Source organism: Yinghuangia sp. YIM S10712, assembly GCF_051388935.1.
Lineage (GTDB): Bacteria > Actinomycetota > Actinomycetes > Streptomycetales > Streptomycetaceae > Yinghuangia.
The window spans coordinates 52910-71989 of sequence record NZ_JBPKBI010000024.1 but is presented as its reverse complement, the minus strand read 5'-3'; the positions used below and the strand labels follow the sequence as shown (position 1 = coordinate 71989).

At 71.4% G+C, this 19080-nt stretch carries 12 protein-coding genes; 5 read left to right on the top strand and 7 right to left on the bottom strand.

The window, feature by feature from the left end; translation table 11 throughout:
- Positions 1 to 831: DMT family transporter (locus ACRX5W_RS30020; protein WP_436791520.1), on the top strand; the 831-nt coding region annotated here is incomplete at its 5' end.
- Here ACRX5W_RS30020 and ACRX5W_RS30015 read toward each other — a convergent pair.
- Together ACRX5W_RS30015 and ACRX5W_RS30010 are read right to left on the bottom strand one after the other, a co-directional pair.
- Positions 826 to 2136 carry a glycosyltransferase gene (locus ACRX5W_RS30015; RefSeq protein WP_436791519.1) on the bottom strand — a complete coding sequence of 437 codons (1311 nt, stop codon included), beginning with the start codon at positions 2134 to 2136 and terminating at the stop codon, positions 826 to 828. The two genes, ACRX5W_RS30020 and ACRX5W_RS30015, sit on opposite strands and share 6 nt — an antisense overlap.
- Entirely contained in the window at positions 2133 to 2939 is an 807-nt protein-coding gene (locus ACRX5W_RS30010; protein ID WP_436791518.1) for an SDR family NAD(P)-dependent oxidoreductase, read from the bottom strand. The genes ACRX5W_RS30015 and ACRX5W_RS30010 overlap by 4 nt, the downstream gene beginning before the upstream one ends.
- A gap of 191 nt (positions 2940 to 3130) precedes the next feature.
- Between ACRX5W_RS30010 and hpnR the strand changes: the two genes are divergently transcribed.
- Positions 3131 to 4642, top strand: coding sequence for a hopanoid C-3 methylase HpnR (hpnR, locus tag ACRX5W_RS30005; protein ID WP_436791517.1), 1512 nt, complete (start codon positions 3131 to 3133; stop codon positions 4640 to 4642).
- A gap of 99 nt (positions 4643 to 4741) precedes the next feature.
- Here the strand turns inward: hpnR and ACRX5W_RS30000 are convergent, their stop codons facing one another.
- Positions 4742 to 5962 carry a hypothetical protein gene (locus ACRX5W_RS30000; protein WP_436791516.1) on the bottom strand — a complete coding sequence of 407 codons (1221 nt, stop codon included), beginning with the start codon at positions 5960 to 5962 and terminating at the stop codon, positions 4742 to 4744.
- 189 nt (positions 5963 to 6151) lie between these two features.
- Between ACRX5W_RS30000 and ACRX5W_RS29995 the strand changes: the two genes are divergently transcribed.
- Complete coding sequence (locus tag ACRX5W_RS29995) at positions 6152 to 6754, top strand: hemerythrin domain-containing protein (protein ID WP_436791515.1); 603 nt, start codon at positions 6152 to 6154, stop codon at positions 6752 to 6754.
- Positions 6755 to 6776: 22 nt separating this feature from the next.
- Here ACRX5W_RS29995 and ACRX5W_RS29990 read toward each other — a convergent pair whose 3' ends face one another.
- The 4 genes from ACRX5W_RS29990 to ACRX5W_RS29975 all read right to left on the bottom strand — a co-directional run bounded on the left by ACRX5W_RS29990 (position 6777) and on the right by ACRX5W_RS29975 (position 13727).
- The gene (locus ACRX5W_RS29990; protein ID WP_436791514.1) at positions 6777 to 7979 is read right to left on the bottom strand and encodes a cytochrome P450 family protein; all 1203 of its coding nucleotides are present in this window, start codon (positions 7977 to 7979) and stop codon (positions 6777 to 6779) included.
- Between the two features lie 450 nt (positions 7980 to 8429).
- Positions 8430 to 9344 (bottom strand): IclR family transcriptional regulator, encoded by a 915-nt coding sequence (locus tag ACRX5W_RS29985; RefSeq protein WP_436791513.1) that lies wholly within the window; start codon positions 9342 to 9344, stop codon positions 8430 to 8432.
- A 326-nt stretch (positions 9345 to 9670) separates the two neighbouring features.
- Positions 9671 to 11071 carry a hypothetical protein gene (locus tag ACRX5W_RS29980; RefSeq protein ID WP_436791512.1) on the bottom strand — a complete coding sequence of 467 codons (1401 nt, stop codon included), beginning with the start codon at positions 11069 to 11071 and terminating at the stop codon, positions 9671 to 9673.
- Positions 11072 to 11372: 301 nt separating this feature from the next.
- Positions 11373 to 13727: a hypothetical protein gene (locus ACRX5W_RS29975; RefSeq protein WP_436791511.1), complete on the bottom strand. Its 2355-nt coding sequence runs from the start codon at positions 13725 to 13727 to the stop codon at positions 11373 to 11375.
- A 515-nt stretch (positions 13728 to 14242) separates the two neighbouring features.
- On the opposite strand from ACRX5W_RS29975, the gene ACRX5W_RS29970 reads away from it, so the two are divergent.
- Together ACRX5W_RS29970 and ACRX5W_RS29965 are read left to right on the top strand one after the other, a co-directional pair.
- Positions 14243 to 16093, top strand: a complete 1851-nt coding sequence (locus ACRX5W_RS29970) for an HSP90 family protein (protein WP_436791510.1) — start codon at positions 14243 to 14245, stop codon at positions 16091 to 16093.
- Between the two features lie 14 nt (positions 16094 to 16107).
- Positions 16108 to 19029, top strand: coding sequence for a hypothetical protein (locus tag ACRX5W_RS29965; protein ID WP_436791509.1), 2922 nt, complete (start codon positions 16108 to 16110; stop codon positions 19027 to 19029).
- The last annotated feature ends 51 nt before the right edge of the window (positions 19030 to 19080 follow it).

Below are 19080 nucleotides of genomic sequence, written 5' to 3'. Positions count from 1 at the left end.
CGCCCGGAGTCGGAGGCGCTGTCGTGGCGGCTCGTCGCCGCGCTGGCAAGAAGGAAACGGTGGTTGGCCGGGATCGGCTGCGCCTTCGCGGCCTACGGCTTCCAAAGCGTGGCACTGTTGTGGGCCCCCTTGTCCCTCGTCCAGCCGATCATCGTCAGTGAGCTGGTCTTCGCGGTGCCCTTGTCGTTCCGGGTGCACCGGCTGCGTCCCGGCCCGCGTGAATGGGCCGGCATCGGTGCGGTCGCCTGCGGTCTGGCCGTCGCGCTGGTGGCGGCCGGACCACAGGGCGGGGCCGCGACGGCCGACGCCAAGGGGTGGGTCCTCGCTCTGGGGGCCGCCTGCGTACTGGTGTCGGCCGCTGTGCTGCTGTCCCGGACCGTCTGCGGCACCGCCCGCTCCTCGATGCTGGCGCTTGCCGGCGGTGTCGTGATGGGAGTGCAGTCCGTCCTGCTGGCCGCGACGATCCGCGAATGGCGGGACGGCGCCGGGGCGGTGTTCACCTCATGGCAGACCTATCTGCTGATCGTCGCGAGCCTCCTCGGGCTCCTGCTGATCCAGAGCGCTCTTTCCACCGGGCCGCTGGCCTCGTCCTTGACGGTCGTCGACGTCACCGAGCCGATCGTGGCCGTCACCATCGGCATCGCACTGTTCGGCGAGTCGATCACCGGCGGCCCGATGCGCCTGGTGTGGGCGGCCACCGGTGCCGTGACGGCACTCGTCGGCATCGTGCTCCTGGACACGTCCCCGGCCGTCCGGACACTGCACGCCGGGCAGCAGCGCGCGAAGCCGCGAGACCGCGGGCCGGTCGACACCGGACACGCGTCCTCATAGTCCCCCGGACGAGACATGCGGCGCGGCGGCGTGCCACACCGGCAGCAGGTCGTCGGCGAGGACCCGGTCCCAGCCGCGGTGCTCGGCCCGGGCCACCGCCGCGGCTCGACGGCCCATGGCCCGGCACGTCTCCGGATACCGGGCGAGCCATGTGAGCGCACGCGCCCACGCGGCGGGCTCGGGCTTCCCGACCAGCAGGCCGCATGTCCCGTCGGCGGGCAGCCATGCGGTCGTTCGCACCCCCGCGGGCAGCACCACCGGCAATCCGCACGCCATTGCCTCGGCCACGACGTTGCCCGCGGTCTCGGTATGGGAGGGGAACGCGAAGACGTCGCATCCCGCGTACACACGGGCCAGAGCCCGCTGGGGAACGGAACCCAGCAACGTCACCCCGCCGCCGAGAAGCTGCTCGATGCGCCGGGTGTCCGCGCCCGTCCCGGCGACCACGAGATGCACCGGGTGCCCGCTCTCGCGGGCTCTCCGGACGCCTTCGGCCAGCAACATCACCTGCTTGGACGCGTCCACCCGGCCGACGAACAGCACGGCGGTGTGGCCGTCCGGCACGCCGTGGCGCCTCAGCTCGGCACGCGCTCCGGGGTCGGGCAGGAAGAGGGAGTGGTCGGTACCCCTGCCGAGGAGGGACACGCGGTCGCCCAGAAGAGCACGGAACTCGGCGAGTTCGGTCGTGGTCGACACCATCACCCGGTCGCACGCCTTCAGCAGCCGGTCGCGGCGGTGGCGCATCAACGCCGTCGCCGCGCCCGCGATCCACTGTGTGCGGCGGGCGCCGCCCCGCACGCTCCCGGCGGCTTGCAGGCGGCGCGCGCCGAGGCCGGCGTACGCCTGCGTCAGAGCCGGCACGTCCGTGTGCACGGACGCGACCAACCCATGGCGGCCCCGGTGCCCGCGGCGCCCGGCCAGACGGGCGGCGGTGGCGCTCAGCGCGAACATGTGGGTGGCGTGCCAAACGTCGTGGCGGTCCAGCAGCCGGGCCAGCGCGGGGTGGTACGGGGAGAAGTCGGTGGCGTCGACCCCGCCGACGAGCCGAGTGAACGGGCCGGAGCCGAAAACCGGCCGCAGCGTGACGAAGCGAACATGTGGCGCGAGGACTTCGGTGCCCTCGCGAGCACCCAGGAAGTACACCGTCAAATCCAGCGCGACGGCGTCCGCGTCCATGCTCGCGGCGACCTGTGCGAAACGCTCCCAGCACTTGACGTGTCCGCCGGCATTGTCCGTACGCACCAAGTCGACGAGCACCGCCACGCGCGTGCGGCGTCGCGCGTACGGGCACGGGCGGGAAGTCACCCGAACCGCCTCACCAACCGGTGGTACAACTCGGGCGCGACCGTGCGGACGCAACCCGGGAGCCGCATCCACGACGGCACGAACACCTCGTCACGCCCGTGGCGACAAGCCTCCCAGACCACGTCCGCCACTCGGGCCGGAGGCATCGGCCGCGGCCGTGACCGCGTGTACGGGATCTGCCTGCGGTCGAGGAACGGGGTGTCCACCACGCCGGGAACCACGTGCGCCACGTGCACCCCGGAGTCGGCGACTTCGTACCGCAGGGCTTCGGCGAACGCGTGGACGGCCGCCTTCGACGCCGAGTAGACCGCCTCGTTCCGGACACCGATGCCCGCGACGGAGCCGATCAGCACGATCGTGCCCCCGCCCGCGCCGAGCATGTGCGGCAGGACGCCGTGCACGAGGCGCATGAGCGCGACGACGTTCACGGCCATGAGCCGATCGACCTGGCTCCCCGGCATGTCGGCGAACGGCCCGACCCAACCGACGCCCGCGCCCGCCACCAGGAGGTCGATCCGGCCGCCGATCTTGATCGCGTCCCGCGCCAGCCGCGCCGGGCCGTCGGGCGTCGCCAGATCCCTCGGGAGAGCGGTGCCCCCGGTCGCCGCCGCCACATTGTTCAGCCGATCCTCGTCACGGCCGTTGAGCAGCAGCCGCCAGTGCTCCGCCGCGAGGCGCTCCGCCACTGCCGCGCCGATGCCCGACGACGCGCCGGTCACCAACGCGGTCCGCTTGCGCGGCGGTGCTGCGGACGGGCCGGCCCGCAGGGCCGCCCTGTCGTACGGCGAACGAGTCCAACGCATCAAGTCGTTTCCCTTTTCCACCGTCCCACCCGGGCTCTCGCGAAACCCCGGCCGGTAGCCCCTGCCCGGTTCGTGTGCGCATGCTGCGCCGCCCCCCGATCGGGTGACGCCCATTCGGACGGCAGGGTTCGCCGGACAGCGTCGCGGAAACCATCGGCAGCGCCCGTCATCTGCCGACGTCAGAGGTCCCGATGCGTGTCCTGTTCGTCCACCCCAGCCCGCTGATGTACTCGGAGATCTTCCTTCGCCTGGAGCCACTCGGGCTCGAACTCGTGGCCTCGGCGGCACGGGCGGCCGGGCACGAGGTGCGCCTCATCGACCTGCAAGTGCTGCCGCACGCGGCGCTCACCAAGGAGATCGCCGAGTTCCGGCCCGACGCCCTCGGCATCTCCCTCAACTACCTCGCGAACATCCCCGAGGCCATCGACATCGCCCGCCGCACCAAGCAGGTGCTGCCGGACTGCTTCGTGTTCTTCGGCGGCCACAGCGTCTCCTTCATCGCCGCGGAGGTCATCGACCAGGCCGGCGGAGCCGTCGACGCGGTCGTACGCGGCGAAGGCGAGCCGGCGGTCGGCCCGTTGCTGGACGCCGTACGCGACGGCGGTGTCGCGGAAGTGCCCGGCGTCGTGACGGCGGACGGAGCCGGCCCCGCCCCCACGATGCTCGAAGGGATCGACGGGCACTTGCCCGCGCGTGAACTGACGCGCCGTCGGCGCCGGTACTTCATCGGTGAGTTGGACCCCTGCGCGTCCATCGAGTTCACCCGAGGCTGCCCGTGGGACTGCTCCTTCTGCTCGGCCTGGACCTTCTACGGCCGCAGCTACCGCAAAGGCGCGCCCGAGGCACTGGGCCGGCAGTTGGCGAGCATCCGGGAACCGAATGTGTTCATCGTCGACGACGTCGCCTTCATCCGGCCCGAGCACGGCCACGGCATCGCGGACGAGATCGAACGCCGCAAAATCCGCAAGCGCTACTACCTCGAAACCCGCAGCGATGTTCTCCTGCGCAACACGGAAGTCTTCCGGCGCTGGGCCGGATTGGGCCTCGAATACATGTTCCTGGGCATGGAGGCGATCGACGCGGACGGGCTCGACCTGTACCGCAAGCGCGTCAGCCCCGACGAGAATTTCCGCGCCCTGGAAACCGCCCGGGGGATGGGCATCACGGTCGCCATCAACCTGATCGTGGATCCCGCGTGGGACGAGGAACGGTTCCGCGTGGTACGGGAGTTCGCGTTGGCGGTGCCGGAGATCGTCCACCTCACGGTCATGACGCCGTATCCGGGAACGGAAATCTGGCACACCGAATCACGCCGCCTGACCACCCGGGACTACCGCCTCTTCGACATCCAGCACGCGGTCGTGCCGACAGCCCTGCCCTTGGAGGACTTCTACCGGGAACTCGTCCGCACGCAGGCGGTCATCAACCGGAAGCACCTCGGACTGCGCACGGCGGTCGGTGCGGCAGGCGTCCTGGCCCGCAACCTGGCCCGCGGCCAGACGAACTTCGCGTCCATGCTCTGGCGGTTCAACCGTGTCTACAACGCCCGCCGGCAGGTGTTCGACCACACCAGGCCCGTCACCTACGAGCTCCCCCTCCCACCGGCCGCGGGCGCCGTGACGCGGACCCAGTTGTACGTCCACGCGGGGCCCACCGCGAACCGCACCCGCAGGAGGGACCGGCCCACCGAAACCGCCGACTGATCCGCGCGACGCGCGACCGGGGCGCCGCGGGTGATCAGCCGACGGCGCCCCGCCCGACCGATGAGCGGGGCCGGGTTGCGTCCTCCGGCTCGGGGACGGTCAGCGGCGGGACAGCTCCGGCCGGTCGGCGAGCAGCCGCTCGACGGGGTGGGGGCCGTCCGGTTCGCTGCGGTACTCGCGGCCGTCGGTGTCGCGGACCAGGTCGATGACCTGCTCGCTGGCGGGCTGTCCGTCCCGCATCAGGGCTTCCTGCATCTTCACGAAGCGCTCGTGGGCCTCGGCGACGAAGCCCTCACCGAGCGTGGTCAGGTCGATCTGGTCCGCGAGCACGTTGCGCACGTACTCCCGGTTCGGCTCGAACTTCACCGGCTGCGGGAGTTCGGGGGCGCAGATCTCGGCGGGGTCGCGGCCGTCGTGCTGCCGCATCAGGTCCGCGGCGATCTGGAGGTGGCCGAGCTCCATGTTCAGGTGGAGCTCCCAGATGGCCTTGATTCGGGGGTCGGACTCGGTCTCCATGAACGAGTAGTACATGTAGCACTCGTTGTACTCGTGGTTGACCAGTTGCTCCCACCACGTCTCACCCTGGTCGACCAGGGACTCGTAGTGGGTGACGTGCTCCTCCTCGACCATGGCGATTTCCTGGTAGAGGCGCCGGGCGATCGGCTCGATGGCCATCGGGCCGACATTCATGTAGAAGTTCATCGTCTGCTGCTCGGCGGCCATGATCGTCAGCGCGTGCAGCTTCGACAACGGCGAGGCGGTGTCCTTGTCGTACGGGGTGCGCAGGTTGTCGACCGGGTGCCGGTGGTGCGCGACCGTCGGGCGGCCGGGCATGATCTCGGTCAGGTCCGAGACGAGTTTCTCGGCCTTGCGGTGCTCGATCAGCTCGTACAGGTTGGCGTACCGGTACAGGTGGTCGAAGTCCTCCAGCAGTCCGAACTCATAGCACTGCCGCAGGTACGGGTCGGGTTCCATGCGCGCGACCCAGGACGTCAGGTCGACCGCGACCTGCTCGTACGAGATCGTCGTCTCCAGCACTGACGCCAGCCCCGGAAGCAGCCAGTTGACCGCCTTTTGCTGCTGCTGCTCGAAGAACCGGACCTCGGCCAGCTTGCGGCGCACCACCGGGTCGGTGCAGTGGCGGGCGAAGTTGTGGCTGAAGAAGATCGCCTCGGTCTCGATGCCGTTCATGGCGATGATGCGGCACCGGGTGTACGGGTCGGACTTGTCCGGGTCGATCGGCTCGACGTCCAGCTCGCGCCAGGTCCGCAACTGCCGGTCAAGGGGGATTCCGTGGTGTTCGAGGGGGTTGAACGTCATGGGGTCTCTCGGCCTTTCGCTCGCCTGCCGGGCGGCGACCGGGGGCGGGCGCCGCCGTGTGCTGTCGGCGGCTGCCCGGGCCGTCCGGGCATCAAACGGCAACACGGTGAGAAGAAGGAGCCGTGGTGTCGTCGGGGCACCGCGGGGTAGCCGCGCACCACGCCGAAAGCCCTTGCCGAGGAGAAGCCCATGGACACGCGCCAGGCCAAGACCGCCGCCGGAATCGCCGAAAAGCCCCGCCCGCCGCTGGAGGGCAGCCCGGCCCTCGACCTGATTCGCCGTCAGCATGCCGAGATCCGCGATCTGTTCGACGAAGTCGACCAGACCTCGGGCAGCGAGCGCCGGGAGGCGTTCGAACGGCTCGTCAGGCTCCTGGCGGTTCACGAGACCGCCGAGGAGGAAGTCGTCCATCCCCTCGCCCGCACCGCCACTTCCGGTGGCGCCGGGGCCGTCGCCCCCCGCCTCGCCGAGGAGCGCGAGGCCAAGGAACTCCTCGCGGACCTCGAACGCCGGGGTCCCGACGGCCCCGACTTCGATGCCGACCTGGACCGGCTGCGGCTGGCCGTGCTGCGCCACGCACGCAGCGAGGAGCGGTACGAGCTCCCGAAGATCCAGCGCGAGGCCCCGGCCGCGGCACTCGCCTCCGCCGCGCCGGCCCTGCGCGCCGCCGCGGCCATGGCACCCACCCACCCGCACCCGGGGACCGAAGGCGCCACGGCCAACGTCGTGGCCGGGCCGTTCCTCGCCATCGCCGACCGCGTTCGCGACGCCGTCCGCAAGTACCGCAAGTGACATCTCACCCGGCCGTCGGACGTCAGACCAGCACCGGCAGACGGGCGAAGTTGTTGGTGATGAACGACGGCTGTGGCGCGGGGGTCCGGTCCGGGTGGGCCAGGCGCAGCTTGGGAAAGCGCCCGAAGAGCGCGGGGAGGGCGACGGCGGCTTCGTGGCGGGCGAGGGGCGCGCCGAGGCAGTAGTGGACGCCGTGGCCGAAGGCGAGGTGTTCCTTGTCGGCGCGGTCGAGGTCGAAGCGGTCTGCCTCGGTGTGGCGCCCGGGGTCGCGGCCGTGGGCGCCGAAGCCGATCAGGACCAGGTCTTCGGGTTCCAGGACCACGCCGTCGCCCAGGTCGATGCGGTCGGTGACGTAGCGCAGCGGCAGGTGCATGATCGGCGGGTGCAGCCGCAGGGTCTCCTCGATGAGCTGGTCCCACATGCCCGGTTCGGATTGTGCGCGGGCCAAGTCCTCGGGTTGGGTGAGGAGTTGGTGGGCGGCGTGGTCGAGGAGAGAGACGGTGCTCTCCGAGCCCGCGCCGATCATCAAGATGAGGGTGGAGACGAGTTCGGCGTCGTTGAGCCGGTCGTGGCCGTCGCGTGCGGCGATGAGCATGCTGGTCATGTCGTCGCCCGGATGCCTGCGTTTCGTCGCGACGAGGGTGTGCATGGCGGCGTACAGGTCCGCACCGGTCCGCGCGGCCTGCTCGGGGGTGGCGGTCGTGTCGAGGACGCCGTCGATGATGCGCATGATCTCCGGCCCCTGGTCGTCGGGGACGCCGAACAGGCCGCAGATCACGCGGGTCGGTATCGGATAGCTGTAGGCGGCGCGCAGGTCGATCTCGGTGCCGGGCGGTACGGCGGCGATCTCGTCGAGCAGTTCCCCGACGATGCGGTCCAGCAGGGGCCGCATGGCGTCGATGCGGCGGGGCAGGAAAGCCGGAGCGATGAGGTTGCGCAGGCGCCGGTGGTCGTCGCCGTCGCTGGTGAACATGCTCTGGATGTCGGTCCACACGGTCAGCCACGGGTGGTCGCCCGGTTTGTGGGCGGGCCAACTCCGGCGCGCGTCCTTGGAGATGGCCGGGTGGACCAGGAGCCGGCGTACGACGTCGCCGCGGGTGACGGACCAGGCGACCAGGTCGCCGGGCAGGCGTACGCGGACCGCGGGCCCGGCGGCGCGCAGCCGGTCGGCCTCGGCATACAGGTCGCGGCCGGTGGTGTCGAGGGTGATCAGGTCCTGGCTCACGCGGTGCCTCCCATGGCGGGCGGGTCGTGTGGTGGTCGGGACGTCGGTGCCCCCGCGGTTCCCTGCCGGCACGGGCATGGGCAACGGGCATGCTGTGCAAGGCAGTTCATGCTTGGGGTCGGCGGTGGCCCGGTTTTGCCCGGGGTGCTGCGGACGGTGATGCTAGCGGCGGGACCGCCCGAGCCGGGGCCGCGAGGCGCCCGGGAGCGCACGGTGGACAGCGATCCACGCCGCCGCGCGGCATGGGACGCGACGTCAACTCATATGCCGGATTCACCGGTTGGCGGATGGGTCACGTTGGTGCGTCGGCGAACGGCCAAGGCGCGGCGCGCAGTGGTCGACTCGCGCTGCCTCGCCGGTATCGGGCAGCGGTACGCGACCGTGGCTTCCCCGCTGCCGGGGCGCGTCGCGCGGTGACCGGAGCGATGCGACTCGGTCGGGGCCCCGCAGTCAGTCGGCGGTGCCGGGGCCGGGGGAGGGCTGGGGGGCTCGGCCACGCGATCGGCGGGTGGCGACAGAGGCGGACTGGGCGACGCGGCGGCCGAGTTCGAGGATGTGGTCGATGCTCACCGGGTGGTCGGGGCCGGTGATGCTGAGGGACAGGAGCACGCGGCCGATGGGGTCGAAGATCGGCGCGGTGACGGTTTTGAAGACAACCTCCTCGGAGCCGGAGAGGCCGTCGAGCAGGAGCAGCATTTCGTCGGTCTTCTGGAGCACTTCGCGCAGGCGTGGTTCGGCGTCGCCGTCGGCGGGTTCGCTGCGCAGTGCGGCCATCGCCTCGATCATGGCGGGGGAGGCGATCGGCGGCATGGGCACGCTGAATCCGCGGGTGCGGACGTCGGCAAGGACTTTGCGGTAGTAGACGGCCAGTTCGAGCGGGAGCTCGGCGCGTTCGAGCCAGGCGGTGATCGCGTCGTCGTCGGCCCAGGCCATGAAGACCGAGCCGATGGGGGCGAGCAGCGGGGACCGGTCGCCCGGGTAGCCGATGGTCTGCGCGAGCGGTTCGGGCCCGCGGCGGGCGAGGAAGATGACGTCCCGGCCGGCGACGGCGGTGACTCCGACCTCGGCGGCGAGTTCGGCGGCGAGTTTTTCGGCTTCGTCGATGGCCGCCTCGATCGCCGGGTGCTGTTCGAGGGCGGCGTAGCCGGTCGCGGCGAGGGCCGGGCCCAGGACGTAGGTGCGGTGGACCGGGTCGCGGATGACGAACCCGCAGTCGCACAGCACCGCGAGCGTCGCGTGTGCGGACGCGATGTTCATGCCGAGGTGGCGGACCAGCTCGGTGATCGTGAAGCCGCGCGACGGATGTGCGGTCAGGAAGGACACGATGCTTGCGGCGCGGACGGACGCGGGCGCAGGACGGGCCATGGGCCACAACCTAACAAGTGATCGGCACCGGCCACTGAGCAGGTCCCCTGACATTGTCCGAATGTTCAATTCGATGGGAGATGTGACGGTCGTAGCCCGCTTCGGCGCCGGATCTGGCCCGGCCGCGCACTACGAACCGGGGCGGATCTGCGAGCGCCGAGGAATCGGCCTCCCGACGCGTTCCACCTCCCGGTGGGCCGCCCGGTGACCCACAAGATCTACCGCGCCGCCGCCTACCCGTCCCGGCTCGTGCTGCCGCTCACGACGCAGCCGTCCAGAACCATCCTTCATCGGATATCTGAAGAAGGTTCGCCGATCTCGACCGGTCACGGGAGGTACCACTGCTGGGCGGTGTCTCCCGGTGTGCAGCGGGCGAAGGTCAGTTGACGGCCGGGGCCGTTGTCGGTCAGGCACTGCTGCCCGGCCATGTGGGTGATCAGTGCCGCGCCCGGAGTGGGCGCGGCACTGATCGTCAGCATTCCCGCGGCGTAGGCGGCGTTGCCGAGTGACACGCCGCTGGGGGACGTCCCCGGCGTGACGGCCAGGCCGTCGGCGCCGCAAGACCGGATGGTCTGCCAGAGGACGGTCGGCACCACGACCCAGCCGTATTCCGTGCGTCCGCCCGTGACCAGTCTGCTGCCGACGCCGGGACTCGCGGTGTCGATGCCGATCTTCATGCCGCTGCCGAGGTTGGTGATCGCTCCCCAGCCCGCGCCGCCGCACCCGGCGGGCACCACGGGCGGCGGCGGAGCGGCGGCGGGCTTGGCGGCGGGAGGCGCGGGGTCGGCGGGAGCGGCGGGCTTGGGGGCGGGGGGCGTCGAAGGCTTCGCACCGCGGCCTCCGGATGCGTCGCCCCCCGGCGTGCCGTTGCCGGTGCGCCCGGAGGTGGTGTGCGCCGCAGGCTTGACGGGCGGTGGTGCGGGCGGCGGCGGGAGGGAACTCGCCGTCTGGGCAGGAGTGTTCGGGTCGGGTAGCGGGGCTGTGAGCGGCGTGGCCGAGCCGTCGGGCGCAGGGGGCGACGAGGTGCTGCCCCTCTCGGGCACGGCGGCGAACGTCGGCGTCGCCTCGGGTGTCGCGAACCCCGGCAGCACCGGCGCGTACGCGACCGCCGGTGTTTCCTGCCGGGCTTCGGAGCCGGCACCGGTGGGTGAGTGCAGGACGAGCAGGGTCGTGGTCACGGCGACCGCCGCACCGGCGGCGGCTGCCGGCAGCGCGACGGCGGCGGTGCGGCGCCGTCGTCCGCGCCGCCCGTCCGCCGGCCGGCGCGCGACCGGTGTGTGCCTGCGCGGCGTGGGGTCGGACGGCTCGACGTCGCGGTGTACGAGCGACGCGTCCCGATGTTCCGCGTGCAGCGCTTCCAGAGTCCGCGCCACGACGTCGGGTATCTGTTCGTACGACATCGAGACGGGTACGGCCGTTCGCAGGGCCGGCGGCCTGCCGTCCACGAAGCGGGCCAAGAGGTAAGGGGTGCGCCCACCGCCGTCGGCCCCCTCGCGGCGGACGCCGACCATCTCAGGGCGATCAAAGGTCGCGACGAGTTCCGCCTCTGCACGCAACCGCGCCGGGTCGTCCGCGGTGCTCTCACCGCGCATCGGATGCAGGATCTTGATCACGACCCACCGCCCGAGCACGGAGTCGTGGGCCCACCACACCTCGGCCGCGCTTGCGTCGACCAGTTGTTCGGCCAAGGTGTACCGGCCGCTGAAAACCGTCCCTGGTGTCCACATACCGCGCTCCCCGTAAAGCCTTGACGAGTCACCGGTAGCGGCATGCCCGCAGCGTCCGGTCCACGCCTGCCGGTGACAGGAACACCCGGGCCCGGCCTGCCCGCCACAAAGTGCGCGAAGCAGGCCGGCCCCGGGGCCTTTTCCTTCGGCCAACGCACCGCCCGCGAACGGTGGTTCGCCCGCCCCGGCCGTGGCGGCGGCCAGGCGTCACGGACACCTCGACGCGGCCCCGTGACGGTCGTTCGGTTGGTTGTCACCGCCCGCCGCCGGCCCCCCAGGGGCCGGTCCGCGGACGGTCGGGTCACACGCGTGTGGACGAACTCTGAGGCGTCTTGGAGAAGTTGCCCTTGACGCCTCCGCCCCGGTCGCCGGAGTCCGCCCCGGGGGCGCCGGCGGATCCGTTGCCGCCGCTGGGGCCGTTGCCCCCTCCGGTGGAGTTGCCGCCGCCGGACCCGCCGGTGCCGCTCCCGGTCGAACCGCCCCCGGTCGAACCGCCCCCGGATGAGCCGTGGCCGTCGCCCCCGCGCCGGCTGCCCCCGGAATCACCGTGGCTGTCGTAACCGGGCTTGTTGTCACTCTTGCGGTCTTCCTTCTTCTCCTCTTTCTTCGCATCCCTCTTCTCTTGCATCTGCTCCTGCACGCGCTGCTGGGCGGTCCCCACCTGCCCGGGGCCGGGCTTGTCGTCTCCGTGCTTGTCGGCCTTCGGTTTGTCGGTCTTCGGTTTGTCGGCCTTCGGCTCGGCGGGCTTGGGGCCGGTCTGCGGCTGAACGGGCGGCTGGGCCTGCGCCGCCGGGGCCTTGTCGCGGTCCGCGAGCATGTAGATCCGCGATTGGTCGTGCCACATCCCGTTTTCGTCCCTGGTGATGCGGTTGGCCGCGTCGGTGGTCTGGGCGCCGCCGGTGTACGGCGCGACGGGAATGCCGGGCCCCTGGGACTCGTCGCCGGCACCCGGAGGGGGCGCCAGGCCCGGGGGAGTGATGCCGGGATTGGCCCGGTAGAACTCCTGCATGGCCCTCATGTAATTCGCCATCTCGGCAAAGAAGGCCGCGGAGTTGATGAATTCCGTGCCGTCCTTCCACAAACGGGTGAAATCGTACTGCTGGCGTTCGAGCCAGCTCATGCGCTGCCATTCCTCGTATTGCACCAGATAGCGGTCGACGAATTCAGGGTCCTGCTGAGCCCTGCGGACCACCCAGTTCAGGACGTCCGACGTCAAATGGGCCTGGAGGACCTCCAGCCCGAACATCGCCGCCTCGGCTGCCGCGTTGACCTTGACCGATCGGTAGACCCCGCCGTTGTGTGTGTCCGGCACGCTGCCCGGCGTGAACTTCGGCGCCTCGGGTGTGGCCGGAGGCGGCCCCTTCGGCTTCTCCGCGGGTTTGCCGGTCTCGTCCCACGCCGGTGCCGGTTCCGGCTTGGTCGCGGGTGGGGTTTTTCCGGTCTCCTGTTGTGCGCGGGCCGGCTTCGGCTCGGCGCCGGGGGCGGGCTTGGTCGCGGGGTCGCCTGCGGGCGCGCGCTCCGGGGCGCCCGCAACCGGCTTGCCGTCGCCTGCGGGCGGCCGTCCCGGCTCCGAGCGGGTGGTTCCGTCAGCGTGCCCGGACGGGTCGGGTGCGCCGCCGCGACCGGCTCCGGATCCGCCGTCGGCCTGCCCGCCGGAAGGTCTGCCCGTCTCCGGTGCCGTTCCGCGCGACGGGTCGGCCGCGCCGCCCGAGGGGCCGGGTGTGACCGGCTTGGGCTTGTCCGGGCCGGTACCCGCCGGGTCGCCGCCCGTTCCGGGGCCGCGGGGGCCTTGGTTCCGGCCCTCGGGCAACTCTCCGCTGTATTTGGCCTGCTGCCAGTCCACGAAGTTCGTGCTCTGCAACTTCTCCGCGGAGACGTTCGGATCCGTGGCGAGAACCGCCTTGTAGAGCTCGTACTCGATCGCGTCGGTCAGCGTCCCGTTGCGCTCCGCGGCCTGGTAAGCAGTACGCGCGGCGTCCACGCGTGCGTTGAGTATCGGGTCGGTCTGCGGGCTGCGGAACGGGCTGCCGTCCACCTCGCGTCGCCAGGCGGTGAGATCCCGGGCGAATTCGTTGATCTCAAGGTGCCGGTGGTTTTCGGGGACCGCCTGGTAGGACGCCTCCATCGTGACGTATCTCTGCAACGTCTCCGGTGAGACCGTCCCGGTCCGGCTCTCGGCAACGTAGTCGGCTATGGCGGCGCTGCGTCCTTCGAGGATCTCGCGGATCGCGTCGGTCCTGGCCGTTTCGCCCGCGGCTCCGCGCTCGCCCAGAAACGAGGTGACTCCGTAGGCGACGTCTTTGGCCAGGACCGCCCAGCTGCTGGGAGTACCGCTGGGCATGACACCGAACTGGGCTTCGAGAATGACGCGTTGGTTGAGCCAGGCCACGAACTTTTTCGACCAATGCAATTGGGCGTCGGGCGGAACCATATCCGGTGTCACGGGCACGTTTCGCTGAAGCCAGTCGTTGATCGCCCAGCCCCTGCCGGGCCCGCCGCTCCTGTCGGGTTCCGGTGCCCGGTTCGATTCGTCGGCGTGGGCGTCGGCAGCGGTCGCCGCCTGCAACACCTGGACGCCGGACACGGCCAGGACGAGCCCGGCGGCGGTACGGGCGCCCTTCGCGGGTAGGCGCTTTGCGGGTTTTCCGGATGCCATGCTCGGTGTCCTTGTCTCAGCGATGTCGGGACCACCCGGTCGTACTGCCGTGGATCCGGGCTCGCCGGTAAATGCCGCACGGGCCGGCAAAAGCACTCTTTGTTCCGGCAAAACGATCAACGGGGGGCCGGGTGGGCACGTGCAGGGCGTTCTTCGAGACAGCCTGAGGTACGCAGGAAAACTACCGACCATGAACTCGGCCGTCGATTGGACTTGAGCAATATCTGAGGTTGGGATTCACGGAATCGGAATTCCAAATTCCGGATTCGTCGAAACCGTTCCGCGAGCCGACCGGAATTGTCGCCCGCCGGGTCTCATTCCACGGGCGGAACGTGCGACTTCGTCCGGGAGGGCCTGCCCTACCTGTGGCGCGACAAGTGGTGGCGGAACGCGACAGCCGCCGACGGGGACGCCACCGACCCACACTGTCAGGGGAGTTGGCTTGGAGACAAGACCGTGCGGCTCCGTCTGGCCCGATGGAAGCGTGTCAGGCGGATCGGCCATGATTGGCATCCATGAACGACGCCGTCCCCGCCCCGGGGCTCTCCCTGGACCATACGTTCCAGGTCGACCTGCGCGGCCTGGTCGACCTGTTGTCGCACCACCTGTACTCCAGTCCCCGGGTGTACCTGCGCGAGTTGCTCCAGAACGGCGTCGACGCCGTCACCGCGCGGCGCGCGCACTACCCTGACGCGCCCGCGGAGATACACGTCACCGCCGCCCAGGGTGCCCTGGAGGTCGCGGACACGGGCATCGGCCTGTCCGAGGCCGACGTCCACCGCTTCCTCGCGACCATCGGACGCAGCTCCAAGCGCGGCGAGTTGGAGGCGGCCCGCCGCGATTACCTCGGGCAGTTCGGCATCGGCCTGCTCGCCTGCTTCGTCGTCGCGGACGAAATCACCGTCGTGACACGCTCGGCCGCCGACCCCGGCGCGGCTCCGGTCGAATGGCGCGCCGGCTCCGACGGCCGCTACACCGTGCGCACCCTGCCCGACGACGCGCGGCCGGCTCCCGGCACCACGGTCCGGCTGACGCCCCGGCGCGGCTGCGAGGAGTGGTTCTCCCCTGCACGGGTCATCGAACTCGCCCGCGACTTCGGGGCGTTGCTGCCGTACGACATCACGGTTGCCGACGGGAGCGGGAACGTCCACCGGGTCACCGACACGCCCGCGGTGTGGGAACGCACCTACCCCGACCCGTCCGCACGCCGTGTCGCGCTGGCCCGCTACTGCGAGGACACCCTCGGCTTCGCGCCGCTCGACGTCGTCGACTTGGACGTCCCCCTCGCCGGGGTGCGCGGCGCCGCGTTCGTGCTGCCGTCCGCGGTCAGCCCGGCAATGCGCGGCAAGCACCGCGTGCACCTCAAAGGCATGTTGCTCACCGAGTCAGCGGACGCGCTGCTGCCGGATTGGGCGTTCTTCGTGCGCTGCGCCGTCGACACCGACGCGCTGCGGCCCACCGCGTCGCGCGAAGGACTGTACGACGACGAGGCGTTGGCCGCCGTCCGCGACGCGATCGGCGCCACGCTGCGCGACTGGCTGACCGGGCTGGCGGCCGGCGACCCCGAACGCCTCGGCAGGTTCCTCGCCGTGCACCACCTCGGCGTCAAGGCGATGGCCCGGCACGACGACGAGTTGTTCGAAGTCATGCTGCCGTGGCTGCCCTTCGAGACCACCGACGGCCGAGTCAACCTCGACGAGTTCACCCGCCGCCACCCGGTGGTCCATGTCACCGACACCGTCGAGGAGTTCCGGCAGATCGCACCGATCGCGGGCGCGGCCGGGCTGGGCGTCGTCAACGGCGGCTACACCTACGACGCGGACCTCGTGCGCCGCCTGCCCGACCTGCGGCCCGGCACAGTGGTCGACGGACTCGACCCCGACACCGTCACCGCCCACCTGGACCCGGTGGACCCGTCCGTCGAGTTGGCCGCCGGAGCTTTCCTGACCCTGGCCCGAGGCGTCCTGGACCCGCTGTCCTGCGAGGCGTCGCTGCGCGCGTTCCACCCGGTCTCGGTGCCGGCGCTGCTCCTCGACGGCCGTGACGAGCAGGGCGAACGCAAGCGCGCCCAATCCGAGGCGGACGCCGCGGCGGCGGGCGACACGCTGTGGGCCGGCATCCTCGGCGCACTGCGCGGCGACGCGCCACGGGCGCGGCTCGTGCTCAACCACCTCAACCCGCTGGTACGCCGAATCATCGCGGTCGGCGACGCGGACCTGGTCCGCACGACCGTCGAAGGCCTCTACGGTCAAGCCCTGTTGCTCAGCCGCCGACCGCTGACCACCGCCGAAAGTGCCTTGCTGAACCGCTCGTTCCTGGGACTGCTGGAACGCGCCGTGCACGACAACGCCGCCGACACGAAGTGACGAGGGAATCACGCATGACCGAACCGCACGGCATAGAAGACCTCGTCGTCGACGCGGACTCCTACGCGCGCGCCCGCGCCGCGGTGCGCGGGGAGCCGTACGGAACCGCCCGCAGCGCTCACGCCGAAGCGCTCTTGGCAGCCGCCGAGCGCATCGGCGGCACCCCGATGATCGCGGACGCGCTGGTGCAGACCATCGTCTCCTACAACTACGGCGGCGAGTCGCACAAGAGCACGGTCTCCATGGCCCGGCTCCTGCGCATGTTCGACGAACAGCCGGGCGAGTTCGATGAGGAGCTGACGTACCAGGTCTTCTGGCACCTCAAGTGGGTCACGTCGTCGCTGCTCGCCGTGCCGGAGGTGCCGTTGCGCACCATCCGGGCGTTCCTGGACGACATGGAGCGCCGCTTCCGGACCGCGGGCCACAGCCTGCGGCCGGTGCACAAATGCCGCTTCTACCTGTACGACCACACCGGTGAAAAAGACTCCGCGGAACGCGAGTTCGCGGCCTGGCTGGCCGCCGGGCGGGACGAGTTGACCGACTGCGACGCGTGCGAACGCCGTGAACAGGGCCGCTGGTACGCCGAACACCACAAGGACGCCGACGCGCTGGAAGTGTTCGAGCCGACGCTCTCCGGCATGCGCACGTGTTCCGAGGAGCCCCAACTCACCATCGCCGACTCGATGTTGCCGCTCGTCCGGCTCGGTCGGCTCGACGAGGCCCGCGCGAACCACCTGCGCGGCTACCGCCTGGTGCGCGGCAAGGTCAGCACGTGCGCGAGCGTCGCGCAGCACATCGAGTTCTGCGCGCTCACCGGCAACGAGGGACGCGGCGTCGAAATCCTTGCGGAGCACCGCGCGTGGCTGGCCTCCCCGGTGGACAGCGCGGAGACGCAGATGATGTTCCACGGAGGGGCCGCCGTGCTGCTGCGCAGGTTGGTCGCGCTCGGACACGGCGGCACCACGGTGGCCGACGTCCCGGGCACCGACGGCACGGCGGCGGGGCTGCTCGCCCTGGTCGAGCGTGAGGCCTTCGCGCTGGCGGCCCGCTTCGACGCCCGCAACGGTTCGGATTTCGTCAGCACGCAACTGCGGGCCAGGCTCGCGCAGGAGCCGCTGCTGGACGCGTTGCCGCTCGGCGTACGCTCGACCCTCGTCGCCGCTCCGCGTCCGGCAACCCCCGCACCCACTACCACGGTTGCCGCCGACATCGACGAACTCCTTGAGCGCGCACGCACGTTGTGGCCCGCAGGGCATCCGGACGCGGAAGCCGCCTGGGAGCGCTACGCCGAGGCCGCCGAGGCGCAGGGTGTCACCCTCACCGATGAGGTCGCCGCCGAACTGGCCCGGTGCCGGGCGAGCGCGCTGCTGAGCGGCGGCCGGTTTGCCGAGGGCGTCGAGTTGTTCCGGCAGGCCGTCGAACTCTTCGACAGGGTCGGCCGGTTGGGCGCCGCGCACGCGGCGCGGGCGCACAGCCTGATCGCGGTCGCGCACCCCGAGGCTCCGTCGGACCTGGCTGTTCCGTGGGCGTCCGACCTCGACACGCTGACCGCCGAAACCGCGGATTACGTGACGCAGGGCAGCGCGTTGCCGATCGAATACGGTGCGGTGCTGGGTGCGCGGTTGATCCTCGCCCGCGTCGCGTTGTTCCGCGCGGAGGACGAAGCGGCCAGGGCCGCCGCCCGCGCACGGACCGCCGAGGAAGCGGACCGCCTCGCCGCGGCGGCCGCGGAGCACGACTGGCCGCACCGCCTGGCGCAGGTCGCCGAGGTGCGGGCCCAACTGGCGATGACCGCCGGGGAGCCCGCCGAAGCCGAGCTGCGGACCGCCGTCGCCGAGTGCCTCCGCGCACAACGCCCCTGGCAGGCCGTCGAACTGGGCCTGATGCTGGGGGAGTACCTGCTGCACAGCGGTGACCCGGCGGGCGCGGAGTCCGTGCTCACCGAACTCCTCGACGCGGCCCGGGGCCCTGTCGACGACCCGGCGCACTATGGCAACCTGCTGGTCACGCTGACCAACGCCGCCGCCGCGAACGGACGCCTCGACCCCGCCATCGAGTACGCCCTCCGGGCCGCACACGAATTCGACCGGCTCGGCGACCGGCACGGCGCGGCGCACTGCCGCCTGGGCCTCGCATCGCTGTTGCGCGACCGCGGCCGTCCGTCCGACGCCGCCGCGGTGCTGGAGGAGTCCGTGGCGGAGATCGAGGAACTCATGGGCCCGGAAGCCGGCCTGCATGCCCGGTATGTCCTCGGCTCGTCGCTGCTCGCATCCGGGCAGGCCGCCGACGCGGCGGAAGTCCTGGTCGCCGCGGCGGCCCAGGCCGCGGAGGGCGACAACGCCGATTCCCAGGCCCTGCTGGCGGCCGAGGCGGCCCATGCACTCAGCGCCTCGCGCCGGTACCGGGCGGCGGAAGAGGCCTTCACCGAAGCGATCCGGCTCGCGGCGGCACTCGACCGCCCCGGCGCGGTGGTCCGCCTGACCCGGGCCGCGGCATGGAACCTCCTGGAGGTCAGGCACACCATCGCCGCCACCGAGGGCGCGGCCGAAGCCGACGCTGCGGTGCAGGCCGCGCTGGCCATGTTCTCCGATGCCACGGCGGCGCTGGAGTCCGCCTCGGACGGCCCCGACCTGAACCTCGCCCACGAGCGGGCGGTCACCGAACTGCAGTGGGCCCAGGCCCTGTGGACCGCCGAACGCACAGGCGACGCCCTCGATCGCGCCGACCGTGCCGCGACCCGCCTGGAGGCGGGCCTCCCGGACTTGCAGGAGACGTACGCCCACCTGGTCGGCCTCGCCGCCCAGATCGACCAGTACGCGCACGGCAAGCCCGAGGAGGCCGCCGCCCGCCTGGCAGCGGCCACGTCGTCGGCCCGCGAACGCGACGCCGCCGAGGCCGTGGCCATCCTGGACGAGATCCGTGAGTCCATGGGCTGAGCCGAAGCGGAACGGCGCTCTTCTCGGCGGGCGGGTTCGTTCGTAGGACGA